Source organism: Nocardioides sp. NPDC023903 (assembly GCF_040639295.1).
Classification (GTDB): domain Bacteria; phylum Actinomycetota; class Actinomycetes; order Propionibacteriales; family Nocardioidaceae; genus Nocardioides.
Map to the genome: position 1 here is coordinate 36,343 of NZ_JBEZZS010000007.1, position 12,678 is coordinate 49,020.

At 70.3% G+C, this 12,678-nt stretch carries 10 protein-coding genes; 4 read left to right on the forward strand and 6 right to left on the reverse strand.

What is annotated here, in order from left to right:
* Position 1: 1 nt before the first annotated feature.
* Complete coding sequence (locus tag AB0F44_RS10250) at positions 2–1,366, forward strand: AMP-binding protein (protein ID WP_357355034.1); 1,365 nt, start codon at positions 2–4, stop codon at positions 1,364–1,366.
* On the opposite strand, the gene AB0F44_RS10255 is transcribed toward AB0F44_RS10250, so the two are convergent.
* On the reverse strand, positions 1,350–3,359 hold the full coding sequence (locus AB0F44_RS10255; RefSeq protein ID WP_357355036.1) for a beta-galactosidase: 2,010 nt from the start codon (positions 3,357–3,359) through the stop codon (positions 1,350–1,352). The two genes, AB0F44_RS10250 and AB0F44_RS10255, sit on opposite strands and share 17 nt — an antisense overlap.
* The gene (gene pdxH, locus AB0F44_RS10260) at positions 3,356–4,003 is read right to left on the reverse strand and encodes a pyridoxamine 5'-phosphate oxidase (RefSeq protein ID WP_357355038.1); all 648 of its coding nucleotides are present in this window, start codon (positions 4,001–4,003) and stop codon (positions 3,356–3,358) included. The genes AB0F44_RS10255 and pdxH overlap by 4 nt, the downstream gene beginning before the upstream one ends.
* A 69-nt stretch (positions 4,004–4,072) precedes the next feature.
* Between pdxH and AB0F44_RS10265 the strand changes: the two genes are divergently transcribed.
* Complete coding sequence (locus tag AB0F44_RS10265) at positions 4,073–5,176, forward strand: citrate synthase 2 (protein WP_350663400.1); 1,104 nt, start codon at positions 4,073–4,075, stop codon at positions 5,174–5,176.
* A gap of 67 nt (positions 5,177–5,243) precedes the next feature.
* Here AB0F44_RS10265 and AB0F44_RS10270 read toward each other — a convergent pair whose 3' ends face one another.
* Positions 5,244–5,723, reverse strand: a complete 480-nt coding sequence (locus AB0F44_RS10270) for a GNAT family N-acetyltransferase (protein ID WP_357355041.1) — start codon at positions 5,721–5,723, stop codon at positions 5,244–5,246.
* 43 nt (positions 5,724–5,766) lie between these two features.
* Between AB0F44_RS10270 and serC the strand changes: the two genes are divergently transcribed.
* A complete protein-coding gene (gene serC, locus AB0F44_RS10275; protein ID WP_357355043.1) occupies positions 5,767–6,882 on the forward strand; it encodes a phosphoserine transaminase in 1,116 nt (371 codons plus the stop codon).
* A gap of 100 nt (positions 6,883–6,982) precedes the next feature.
* On the opposite strand, the gene AB0F44_RS10280 is transcribed toward serC, so the two are convergent.
* Both AB0F44_RS10280 and AB0F44_RS10285 read right to left on the reverse strand, forming a co-directional pair.
* Positions 6,983–7,939, reverse strand: coding sequence for a hypothetical protein (locus AB0F44_RS10280; RefSeq protein ID WP_357355045.1), 957 nt, complete (start codon positions 7,937–7,939; stop codon positions 6,983–6,985).
* A 10-nt stretch (positions 7,940–7,949) separates the two neighbouring features.
* Positions 7,950–9,161: an SAM-dependent methyltransferase gene (locus tag AB0F44_RS10285; RefSeq protein ID WP_357355047.1), complete on the reverse strand. Its 1,212-nt coding sequence runs from the start codon at positions 9,159–9,161 to the stop codon at positions 7,950–7,952.
* Positions 9,162–9,418: 257 nt separating this feature from the next.
* Between AB0F44_RS10285 and AB0F44_RS10290 the strand changes: the two genes are divergently transcribed.
* Positions 9,419–9,790 (forward strand): DUF4267 domain-containing protein, encoded by a 372-nt coding sequence (locus AB0F44_RS10290; RefSeq protein ID WP_357355049.1) that lies wholly within the window; start codon positions 9,419–9,421, stop codon positions 9,788–9,790.
* A 12-nt stretch (positions 9,791–9,802) separates the two neighbouring features.
* On the opposite strand, the gene AB0F44_RS10295 is transcribed toward AB0F44_RS10290, so the two are convergent.
* Complete coding sequence (locus AB0F44_RS10295; protein ID WP_357355051.1) at positions 9,803–12,601, reverse strand: FAD-binding and (Fe-S)-binding domain-containing protein; 2,799 nt, start codon at positions 12,599–12,601, stop codon at positions 9,803–9,805.
* Positions 12,602–12,678 lie beyond the last annotated feature (77 nt).

The window sequence follows — 12,678 nt, forward strand, 5'->3', positions numbered from 1 at the left end:
CGTGAGCGAGACACAGGACCCGCTTGACCTGGCCGAATACACCCCGATGGCCTCGGCCGCCCTCACCGACGCCGAGCGCTGGCCGGGGCTCTCGGCCGCCGGAGAAGCTCGCATGGCCGCGGCGGACCGTCATCCCGCCGCGCCGGTCTGGCGACACCGGGTCGGCCACCGGCTCACTCCTGCCGAGCAGGAGGCGGCCCGGTCACAGCTTCCGCTCACGGGCTGGCTCGAGCAGCACCTGGCGGTGGCGCGGTCACTGCCTGCGTACCGTCGGCATCGGGGGTCGCTCGACACCCTCGCCGAGTTTCCGCTGATCACGCGGCAGAACCTGGTCGACGACATCGGCGGGTTCGTGCCGCTGGATGCCGACTACGGGCGGATGCTGCACGGCACCTCCTCGGGGAGCACCGGGGCGGCGCTGGTGATGCCCGACGATCCCGACGAGCTGGCCCGCGGGTTCCACTGGCTCCGCGACCTGATCGCCGGCCTTACTGGCAGCTGGGTGCCGGATCCGGCTCGCTTCGCCGTGGTGCAGGTCGTGTGGCAACGCCAGGCGTTCACGTACGTCTCGGTCGCTCCCGGCTTCGGCGAGAGCCTGGTCGCGCGGGTGAACCTGCACCCCGGCGAGTGGCCACTCGAGAGCCAGCGGGCGTTCCTGCGCGACGCCGACCCGCAGGTCATCTCCGGCCACCCCACATCGCTGGAGCATCTCCTCGACCTCCGCGACGTCGTACGCCCGATCGCGATCATCTCCTCCGCGATGGCGTTGAGCGCGACCCTGCGCGCCGAGCTGCAGCGGACCTTCCAATGCCCGGTGATCGACGTCTACGGGCTGCACGAGACCCGGCCGGTGGCGGTCAGCACCGACGGCGGCCCGTTCGTCGTCGCCGACCGCCGGGTGCACGTCGAGATCCTCGGTCCCGACGGCTCCGCCCTCCCCGAAGGCGAGATCGGCGAGATCGTCGTCACCGCGGGTGAGAACGCCTTTCTGCCCCTGGTCCGCTACCGCACCGGCGACACCGGCCGCCTGGTTCGCGTCGGCGGCAGGCTCGCGATCGACGCCCTCGAAGGGCGCGAGGCCACCGTCTTCACCACCCCGGCCGGCACCCTCGTCCCCTGCGTCGACCTCACCCAGCACCTCCAGGACGCGGGCGCCCGTGGTTGGTCGGTGGAGCAGGCCGCCGACGGCGCCGTCGTCGCGACCATCGCCGGCGGCGACGCCGGCGCGGTCGCCAACCGCCTCGGCGCCATGCTCGCCCGCGACATCACCGTCCGCCGCGTCAACACCCTCGCCGACCTGGGCGAGGGCAAGCCCCGCCGCTACCGGTCGTCCATTCCCCGGGGCGCCGTCACCCCTCCCGGATGACCGCGACCTGACCCGCGCGCACAAGGTGGGGGCCGCCTTCGTTGCCGGAGAGAAGGTCGGTGCCGCGGACGGGGACGATGACGGCCTCATGGGTGTGGTTGATGACGAAGACGTACGTCCCCTGCTCACCGACCCGCCGGATCGCCTCGACGCCCTCGGGGAGGCCCCCGACGACCGGCTTGGTCGTGGTGAAGATCTGGGTGGCCAGGGTGTCGAGGGCGTCGGGGGTGAGCTCGGTGCCGACGTACCAGGCGGTGCCCTTGCCGACCCGTCGGCGCGTGACGGCCGGGTCGCCGACGCAGTCGCCGATGGCGTACGCAGCCACGACATCGGCCCCGACGGCGCGGCCGCGCTCGCTCCAGATCGTGCCGGAGCCGTAGGCGGTCAGCGGAATCTCGTCGCCCTCGGGAAGCGGGCAGAACTCCTCGATCCGCACCCCGAGAAGGTCGGACAGCGCGCCCGGGTAGCCGCCCAGCCGGATGTGGTCGTGCTCGTCGACGATCCCGCTGAAGTAGGTGGCGACCAGGGTGCCGCCAGCCTCGACGAAGGCGGTGAGGCGGTCGACAGTGTCGTCGGAAAGCAGGTACTGCACGGGCAGCACCACTACGTCGTAGCCGTCGAGCGGATCGATGACCCCGATGATGTCGACGCCGAGGTTGCGGGCCCAGCAAGCCCGGTGCCAGGCCCTGGCGGTCACCATCGGGTCGACGTCGACCGAGGGGTGCGAGTCGAAGGTCGCCGCCCACCACGACTCCCAGTCGAAGACGATCCCGACACTGGCCTGCTCCACCCGGGTGCCGGCGACCTCCGCGATCGCGGAGAGATCCGCCCCGAGGCGTACGACGTCTCGCCACAGCCGGCTCTCGGTGCCGGCGTGCGGGACCATCGCGGAGTGGAACTTCTCCGCGCCACCGCGCGAGGCACGCCACTGGAAGAACAGGGCGCCGTCCGCGCCGCGCGCGACGTGCTGGAAGGAGTTGCGGCGCATCTCGCCGGCGGTCTTGGCGATGTTGCGCGGCTGCCAGTTGACCGCGGAGGTGGAGTGCTCCATCAGCAGCCACGGTTCACCGTGGGCCAACGAACGGGTGAGGTCGGCGGTCATCGCGAGCTGCGGGGTGCGGTCCTCGTCGGCTGCGATCAGGTAATGGTCGTTGGAGACCAGGTCCTCGACGTCGACCCAGCTCCGGTAGTCCAGCGACTTGCGGAACCCCATGAAGTTGGTGGTCAGGGGCTTGTCCGAGTGCGCCCGCACCGCCGCCGCCTCGACCCGGAGGATGTCGCGGATCTCGTCGGAGCAGAACCGCCACCAGTCCAGCTGCTGACCGGGGTTGGCGAAGTTGCCGTAGGAGACCTGACGCGGCGGTCCGATCTGCTCCCAGCTGGTGTAGCGCTGGCTCCAGAAGGCCGTCGCCCACGCCTCGTTGAGCTTCTCGACGGAGCCATGACGCTCCTGCAGCCACCGCCGGAAAGCCACCGCGCTGGCGTCGCAGAAGCAGTGGTCGTTGTGGCAGCCGTACTCGTTGTTGACGTGCCACATCACCACCGCCGGGTGGTCGTCGTAGCGCTTGACCAGCTCGGTGATGAGGGTCGTGGCGACCTCGCGGTAGGCGACCGACGAGGGGCAGTACGCCTGGCGCGCACCGAACGCGCGCGGAGTGCCGATCTGGTCGACGAGTGTCGCCTCCGGATGACGCTCGAGGAACCACGGCGGCGGGCTCGCGGTCGCGGTCGCCAGGTCCACGGCGATCCCGCCCTCGTGCAGCTTGTCGAGCACCCGGTCGAGCCAGCCGAAGTCGTACGTCCCCGGCTCGGGCTCGAGCAGGGCCCAGGAGAAGATCCCCACGCTGACCAGGTTGACCCCGGCCTCCCGCATGAGGCGTACGTCCTCGTCCCAGACCTCCTCCGGCCACTGCTCCGGGTTGTAGTCGGCGCCGTAGGCGATCCGCCCGCCGAGCGCCTGGGTGACCCGCTCCATCCCGGTCGGACCCGTCACGGGGCCAGCCGCTCGGTGCGCCACTTGTCGCCCTCGCGGAGGTAGACGAGCCGATCGTGCATCCGCCCCGGCCGGCCCTGCCAGAACTCCACCCGCTCCGGCTCGACCCGGTAACCGCCCCACTCCTCGGGCACCGGGACCGGCCGGCCATCGAAGTGTGCCTCGATCCGTTCGTAGGCTGCCTCCAGCTCCTCGCGCCCGGAGACGACGCGGCTCTGGTGAGAGGCGTGCGCGCCGAGCTGGGAGCCGCGCGGACGCTGGGAGAAGTAGGCCTCGACGTCCTCTCGGGAGAGCTCGTGGGCGAGCCCGTCGATGCGTACCTGCCTCTCCAGCGGGTGCCACGGGAAGAGCACCGCGCAGCGCGGGTTGTGCGCGAGGTCGGAGCCCTTGCGGGAGGCGGTGTTGGTGAAGAAGGTGAAGCCCTCGGTCGAGAAGCCCTTCAGCAGCACGGTCCGCGACGAGGGCGCGCCGTCCGGCGAGACGGTCGAGACCACCATCGCGTTGGGCTCGACGATGCCCGCGTCCCGAGCCTCGGCGTACCACCTCTCGAACATCAGGAACGGGTCGCTCGCGAGGTCGTCCTCGTGCAGCCCGCTGCGGGTGTAGTTCTCTCGTGCTGCCGCCAGCTCAGCCGCCAGATCCATGCCGTCGAGCCTATCTTCTGGGCGGGTGGGGCAGAATGCGGAACGACACTAGGAGAATGGGAGACGGCAGTGAGCCAGGTACAGCACGGTCTCGAGGGCGTCGTGGCCTTCGAGACCCAGATCGCGGAGCCCGACAAAGAGGGATCGGCACTTCGCTACCGCGGGGTCGACATCGAGGACATCGTCGGCCGAGTGCCGTTCGAGAACGTCTGGGGCCTGCTGATCGACGGCTCATACGGCCCCGGCCTGCCGCCCGCAGAGGCCTACAACCTGCCGGTGCACACCGGTGACGTGCGCGTCGACGTCCAGGCCGCCATCCCCATGCTCGCGCCCGCCTTCGGGTTCGGGCAGACCTACGACATCTCCGACGAGCAGGCCCGCGAGGACCTCGCCCGCGTGGCCGTCATGGTTCTTTCCTACGCCGGCCAGTCGGCCCGCGACATCCACCTGCCGATCGTGCCGCAGCGTGAGGTCGACAAGGGCAAGACCCTCGCCGAGCGCTTCCTGATCCGCTGGCGTGGCGAGGCCGACCCCGCCCACGCCCACGCGATCGACGCCTACTGGTCCTCGGCCGCCGAGCACGGCATGAACGCCTCCACCTTCACCGCCCGGGTGATCACCTCCACCGGCGCCGACGTGGCCGCGGCCTTCTCCGGCGCGATCGGCGCGATGAGCGGACCCTTGCACGGTGGCGCTCCGAGCCGCGTGCTCGGCATGATCGAGGACGTCGAGAAGACGGGCGACGCCTCCGCCTATGTGAAGGGGCTGCTCGACTCCGGCGAGCGGCTGATGGGCTTCGGCCACCGTGTCTACCGCGCCGAGGACCCCCGTGCGCGCGTCCTGCGCCGCACCGCCCGCGAGCTCAACGCGCCCCGCTTCGAGGTCGCCGAGGCTCTGGAGAAGGCCGCGCTCGAGGAGCTGCGCGCCCGCCGCCCCGACCGCGTCCTGGAGACCAACGTCGAGTTCTGGGCCGCCATCGTCCTCGACTTCGCCCAGATCCCGGCCAACATGTTCACCTCGATGTTCACCTGCGCACGCACGGGCGGCTGGTCCGCGCACATCCTGGAGCAGAAGAAGACCGGGCGGTTGATCCGTCCGAGCGCCATCTACACCGGCCCCTCCCCCCGCCCCGCCGACGCGGTCGAGGGCTGGAACGCCGACTGGGCGAAGTAGACACTGTCACTCGAGGAACCGACCGGCTTCAGCCGGTCGGTTCCTGCGTTGTGCGGGTCGGTGGAGGTCAGCCGTCGAGCCGCTTGGCCATGCAGACCACGAGGTCGTCGTCCTTGTAGAAGCCGAAGGGCTCGACATCGACGTAGCCGTTGGCGGCGTAGAGCCCGATGGCCTCGTGCTGGAGGCCGCCGGTGGTGAGGACCATGGCCTCGAAGCCGGCGCTGCGGGCCGAGGCCTCGACGTGGGCGAGCATCCGCTTGGCGAGGCCTTGGCCCTGGGCCTCGGGCACGACGTACATCCGCTTGATCTCGGCAGTCACGACGGTCCCGAGGGCGGGCTCGCCGGAGCGTCGCCAGGCGCCGGAAGCGACCGGGACGTCGTCGAGGTAACCCAGGAAGTACGCGCCCGCGGGCGGCTCGAACATCTCCGGCACGGTCGGGTCGTAGTCGGGTTCGCCGTAGCGTTCGACGTAGAACTCCTGGACCCGGTCGACCAGCTTCTGCGCATCAGGGTGGTCGTACGCGACCCGGCGAATCTCAACAGACACGTCGGTATTCTGGCCGATGCCCGCAACTTGCGAGAATGGGTTTATGACGCTGCAGATCCCCGCCGACCTCCTGCCCGCCGACGGACGTTTCGGGTCCGGGCCGTCCAAGGTGCCCACCGGCCGCTTGGAGGCACTCGCCGCGACCGGGGTTTCGGTCATGGGGACCTCTCACCGGCAGCAGCCGGTGAAGGATCTCGTCGGCCGCGTCCAGACCGGGCTGGCCGACCTGTTCTCGCTGCCGGAGGGCTACGAGGTCGTCATCGGCAACGGTGGCTCGATGGCGTTCTTCGACCTGGTGACGTATGCCCTGGTGCGCGAGTGCAGCCAGCACGCCGTCTTCGGGGCGTTCGGCAAGAAGTTCCTCTCCGCCGCGAAGGCGGCGCCGTGGCTTGCCGACCCATCGGTGATCTCGGCCGATCCGGGATCGCTGGCCGCGCCGGCGTACGAGTACGACGTCGATGTTTACGCCTGGACACATAACGAGACCTCGACGGGTGTGATGGCCCCGGTCGTACGTCCAGCCGGCGCAGGCGCGGACCAGCTCACCATCGTCGACGCGACCTCGGCCGCCGGCGGGCTGCCGCTCGACGTCACCCAGAGCGACGTCTACTACTTCGCGCCGCAGAAGTCGTTCGCCTCCGACGGCGGCCTGTGGCTGACCCTGCTCTCCCCCGCCGCGATCGCGCGCGCCGAGGAGATCGCGGCGAGCGGCCGGCACATCCCGTCGTTCTTCTCGCTGACCGAGGCGATCAAGCAGTCCCGCAGTGCGCAGACCGTCAACACCCCGGCGGTCGCGACGCTCTTCCTGATGGCCGAGCAGCTCGACTGGATGAACTCCTCCGGCGGGCTGGACGCGATGGTCGCCCGCACCACCGCCTCCTCCGATGCGCTCTACGCGTGGGCCGAGAAGACTCCGTACGTCCGGCCGTTCGTCGAGGACCCGACCCACCGCTCCCTCGTCGTCGGCACCGTCGAACTCGACGCCGGCATCGACAAGGACGAGCTGCGCCGCGTGCTCGCCGAGAACGGCGTCGTCGACCTCGACGCCTACCGCGGGGTCGGCACCAACCAGCTCCGGATCGCGATGTACCCCTCCGTCGAAGCCGCCGACATCGAGGCCCTCACCGCCTGCATCGACTGGGTCGTCGAGCGCCTCTGATTCGCCGAGTCGGCGCATCCTGACGCAGAACCCTGCCGAGTCGGCTCGTTAGAACGAGCCGACTCGGCGGGGATTTCGGTCAGGACGAGCCGACTCGGCGTCAGTTGCGCTTGCGGAAGATGAAGTACGCCGCGACAGCGAGCGCGACCAGGGCGATCGGGCCGGCGGAACCGCCGTCGTCGCCACCCTTGTCCCCACCCTCGTCCTCAGCCGCCGGCTCGTCTGCGTCCGGGGTCGGGTCGGCGGTCGGGGACGGCTCGTCGCCGAGCACCTCACCCACCAGCTCGGGGTCGACCCTGATCACCTCGGCGCGGATGCCCTCGCTGGTCACGACCACCTCGCTTTTCGGAGTGACGCCGATGGCCTCGCCCTGCTCCTGGTCGGGGGTCCGGAACGAGCCCACGCGGTCCATCGAGGGCCAGTCGTAGATGGTGGCGGAGTAGTAGCCGCGTACGACCAGGTTCTTGCCGTCAGGGAAGAAGGCGCCGTCGGTGGCCATCGGGATGACCGGGGCGACCTCCTTCAACCGGTTCGGGCCGTTGGGGTCGAGGCGCCTCGGCACGGCGTAGAGCCGCCCGCCTCCCCAGTCCTTCGTGGCGACGAAGACGCGGCCGTCGGGGTGGGCCAGCAGGGACTCGGCGTTGTGCGGCCCGTCGGGGTAGACGAGCTCGTAGACGGTCGGCGAGACCGTGCGCTCGCCCCGCCCGACGCGTACCTTCGCGATCCTGATCGAGTCCCAGACGCTGTTGTTGTCGCCGATGTCGCCGACCCAGACGTGGTTGCCGCCAGCAGGGGCGAGACCTTCGACGTCGACCGGGTCGGCGGCCCAGTGGGTCACCCCGACCGTGTCACCGCTCGAGTCGACGGTGAAGACGCGTCCGCTGTCCCCGGAGTCGTTGGTGGTGGCGTACAGGCCCTTGCCGAGCGGCGTCAGCGCGCTGGCCTCGCTGATGGTCGGGTCTGTGAAGGCGAAGAGCACGTCGTCGCCGGCGGCGCTCGCGGGCACGGAGGTGATCAGCACCAGCCCGAGTGCGCCCGCGGCGACGACCGCCTTCATCGCCCGGATCTCATCGCTCCGCGAGCAGCTCGCCGAGCTTCGGACGTACGCCCCACTCGGCCACGAGCTCGTCGTACTCCTTCTTCACCGAGCCGCCCTTGACCGGCGAGCCCGTGCGGATCGCGCGGAGCATGGTGTTGCGCGGGGTGTGCTGGCTCTCCACGAACTGCACCACCTCGACGCGGTAGCCGGACAGGCGCAGAAGGCTCGCGCGCAGGGCGTCGGTCAGCGTGTCGGCGAAGCGCTCGCGGAGGATGCCGTGACGGGTGAGCATGGAGTAGGGCGCCGGGGTCGGGGCCTTGCGCAGCTGGGCGGCGATGTCGTGGTGGCAGCACGGCGCGGCCAGCACCAGCGGCGCCTCCCACTCGATCGCGCGAGCAAGGGCGTCGTCGGTGGCGGTGTCGCAGGCGTGCAGGGCGAGCACCACGTCGGGCTTCTCGTCGAGTTGTACGCCCTCGATCGTCCCGGCCACGAACTCGGCGTGCACTCCCAGCTCGTCAGCGATCTTCGAGTTGTGCTCCCGCGACTGCTCCTTGACGTCGACGCCGGTGACGACGACGGGCAGCTCGCGGACCTCGGTCAGGTAGCGCTGCGCCGCGAAGGTGAGATAGCCGTTGCCCGCACCGAGGTCGATGATCCGCAGCGGCTCCTCGGCGGTCGGCTTGCGGACCTTGCCGGACTTCATCGCGTCGGTCAGGGCGGCGTCGAGCTGGCGCAGGAACTCCTCGACCTGGCGGTACTTCGCCTGGCGCGACGGCTTCAGCTTCCCGTCCTTGTCCGAGAGCCCGAGCACCCGGAAGACCGGGTCGGACTCCGGCAGCAGCCGCTCTTTCGCCTGGTCATGGCCGCGTTCGACCTCGACCGGCGCAGTCAGCTCGGTGGTCGACACGAGCGCCGTCGTCGGGGTCTTGGCCTGGATCTGGGTCTGCTCAGTTGCGGTCGTCACGATCCAGTTGGCGAACGGTACGTCGAGCAGGTCGTCGAGGGCGGTGGGGTCGCCGGCCGGGTGGTTCGCGGTGAACGCCTGAGTCGCGTCGTACGTCGTGATCTGCAGGTGTCGTCCGGCCTTCAGGTCGACGTAGCGGATCTCGGCGCGACGCCATTTCGGTTCGCTGCCACGCTGCTTGCCCGACGCGACCGCCTTGACCAGCTGGTCGGGATCGAGGATCACCGATCGCATCCGGTTCAGCGCCCGCAACAGCGGCTCGGATTCCCTGCTCAACTCAGCACCCCGGCAATGACGACCAACAGCAGAAGGGCGACCAGCGCGCCGGGAATGATCATTCGGCGGTAACGCGGGTTCACCGCTCCAGTCTAGGCGCGGCCCGGGCACCAGCACCCATCGTCGCCGCCCTCTCACGCGGAGAACAGGCCGATGCCCCGGACCTACGCATCGAAAATCTAGCAGCGCTAGACGAAAGCCGATCCGTGATCTAGCATTGCTAGCAAATCTTGCATGGCTAATCAGAGGAGCGGAAAGTGCTGTACACCATCGGAATGGTCCTGATCTGGATCGTCGCCCTGGGGATCATCTACATCGGCGTGATGTACCTGCTGAGGAACGAGGCCAACGCGGCCGGCTTCGGCCTGCCGGTCCTGCCCTCGCCCGAGGCCCGCGCCTGGTGGCAGCTCAAGGGCGTACGCGACATCGCCAGCGGCCTCGTCCTGATCCCGCTGATCTTCGTGGAACCCGACGCCGTGCCCTGGGTGGTGCTCGTCGAGGCCATGATCCCGATCGGCGACATGCTCGTCATCCTCGGCAACCGCGGGAGCAAGGCGCGCGCCTTCGGGGTCCACGGACTCACCGCGGCGATGATGCTCATCGCCGTGGCACTTCTCTGGCTGGGCTGATCCAGCCGGGTCTCAGACCCGCGAGGCGAAGAGCTCGGCGAGGTGCATCGTGGGGACCGAGGCGAGGTCGTCGAGCTGCACGCGGCACGACATCCCGTCAGCCAGGATGACGGCGTCGGGGTGGGAGCGGACGGCCGGGAGCAGATGGGTCTCCGCGACCGCGACCGACACCTCGTAGTGCCCCTCCTCGACCCCGAAGTTGCCGGCCAGGCCGCAGCAGCCGGAGACCCGGGTGACCTTCGCGCCGGCCTGGGTCAGCAGCGCCTCGTCGTCGACCCAGCCCAGGACGGCGTGCTGGTGACAGTGCGGCTGGGCGACGATCTCGACGCCGGTCAGGTCGGGCAGGGACGCGCGCCCCTCGCCCACCAGCCGCTTCACCAGCTCGGCGAAGGTGAGCATCCCGTCGCGTACGACCTCGGCCTCGGGCAGCGCCGAGAGCTCCACCGAGTCCGACCGCAGCGTCGCGGTGCACGACGGCTCCAGACCGACGACGGGGACGCCGGAGGCGACATAGGGGGCGAGCGTACGCACGGTCTTCTCCATGATCTTCCGTGCGTCGTCGAGCTGGCCGGTGGTGATCCAGGTGAGCCCGCAGCAGGCCTTCTCGCCGATCACGCGGACGGTCAGGCCCTGCGACTCGAGCCAGGCGATCGCGCCGTGGCCGGACTGGGCGAAGAAGTGGTCGGTGAAGGAGTCGGCCCAGATCCACACGTCCGGGGTCTCGGGCAGCTTCGCGGTCGGTGCCGAGCGCTTCAGCGTCTTCGGCGCGAACGCGGGGATCGAGCGCCGCTGGTCGATGCCGGCGGTCTTCTTGGCGATCTTGGCGAGCGGCGAGATCTTCAGCGACGCGTTGGCCATGCCGGTGAACGGCGCCGCGAGGCGTGCCCACTTCGGCAGCTGCCCGAGCAGAGCGTGCGAGCGCGGCCGCCGCTCCCCGAGGACGTCGTGCTTCTGGTAGAGCGCCTCGGACTTGTACGTCGCCATGTCGATGCCCGTGGGGCAGTCGGACGCACACCCCTTGCAGGCCAGGCACAGGTCGAGCGCCTCGCTCACCGCCGGGTCGCCGAGCCCGCCGACGAGCGACCCGTCGAGCGCCTCCTGCAGCACCCGCGCACGCCCACGAGTGGCGTCCTTCTCCTCGCGGGTCGCGAGGTAGGAGGGGCACATCACCCCCACGGTCTTCGGGGCGACGCACTTGCCGACGCCGGTGCAGCGGTGCACGGCAGCGCCGAGGTCACCGGAGTCGTGGATCAGCCGCAGGCCGGTCCGGGGAAGGGCACGCGGCCGCACCGGACGCAGGTCGTCGGTGATCGACGCGGGCCGCACGATGTTGCCCGGGTTGAGCAGCTCCGAGGGGTCACAGATGCCCTTGACCTGCTCGAAGAGGTCGATGGAGGTCGAGTCGTACATGAGAGGCAGCAGCTCCGAGCGCACCCGCCCATCGCCGTGCTCACCCGATAGCGAGCCGCCGTAGGTCACCAGCTGCGTGGCGCACGCGGTCATGAACTCCCGGAACACCTGGGCCGACTCCGGCGCGTCCGGCGCGAACGGGAAGTCGATGCGGCAGTGGATGCAGCCGTCGCCGAAGTGGCCGTAGGGGTAGCCGTGCAGACCAAAGGACTCCAGGATCCCCTCGAAGTCGCGCAGCCAGGCACCGAGATGCTCCGGCGGAACCGCGGCGTCCTCCCAGCCGGAGTGGGCCGGCGTAGGAAGCGAGACCCCGGCCAGGCCGGCGCCGTCCTCGCGGATCCGCCACAGCGCGGCCGCTTCGAGGGGATCGATGACCACCCGCGACTCGAGCGCGCCAGACTCGGCGGCGATACGTTTCACCAGGTCAGGAGCGTCCTGTCCGGCGACCTCGACCATCAGCCAGCCGGCTCCCTTGGGGAGTTCCGGGACCGCGCGGCCCTTGGCGCGGACCAGGTCGGCGATCCGGGCGTCCATCCCCTCGCACGCGATCAGTCGCCCCGGCGCCACCTGCAGGAGCGCAGGCACCGCGTCGGCGGCGTCTGCCATCGTCGGGTAGCCGAGCACCAGCAGCAGCCGACCGGGCGAGTCCTCAACGAGCCGCACCGTCGTCTCCAGGATGGTCGCCAGGGTGCCCTCGGTGCCGGCCAGGAACCGGTCGACCCGACCGCCCTTCTCGGGCAGCAGGTGCTCGAGCGAGTAGCCGGAGACCTGGCGCCCGAACCGGCCGAACTCGGTCCGCACGTGCCCGAGGTTGGCGCCGACGAGCGCCTGGAGCCGCTCTGCGGTCTCCCCCGTGGAGACGCCATCCGCATAGCTCGCCTGCTCGCCGTTGCCGAAGAGCACGGTCAGCGCCTCGATGTTGTCGACGGTACGGCCGTACCCCAGCGCGCGGTTGCCGCATGCGTTGTTGCCGATCATTCCGCCGATGGTGCAGCGGGTGTGGGTGGACGGGTCGGGCCCGAAGCGCAACCCGTGCGGCGCCGCCGCCCGCTGCAGGTCGGCGTGCACGACACCGGGGTCGATCCGCGCGGTCCGCGCCTCCGGGTCGATCTCGTAGATGGTTCGCAGGTCGCGCGTGTCCACGACGATCCCGGACCCGACGGCATTGCCGGCGATCGAGGTGCCCGCACCTCGCATCGTCACCGGCGCCCCGGTCGAACGGGACACCGCGTGCACCGCGAGCAGCTCGTCGCGGGACTGCGGCCGAACGACGACGGAGGGCACGACCCGGTAGAGGCTCGCGTCGCTGGAGTAGAGCGCCCGGGCCAGCGGCGAGTCGTCGACCCTGCTGATCCCCTGGTTGCGCAGCTCATTCGCCAGATCCGAGGCAGTCGCATTCACCTGCACATTGTCACAGACCTCGGCGCGGTCACCGGTCAGCGCCCACCGTCGACGACCACAACGCGAACCCGTCTCAG

Bases quoted from the DNA above. Each gene is read 5' to 3' on its own strand.
- pdxH (WP_357355038.1), bottom strand. From the start codon at position 4,003: ATGGATCTGGCGGCTGAGCTGGCGGCAGCACGAGAGAACTACACCCGC.
- serC (WP_357355043.1), top strand. From the start codon at position 5,767: ATGACGCTGCAGATCCCCGCCGACCTCCTGCCCGCCGACGGACGTTTC.
- AB0F44_RS10280 (WP_357355045.1), bottom strand. From the start codon at position 7,939: ATGAAGGCGGTCGTCGCCGCGGGCGCACTCGGGCTGGTGCTGATCACC.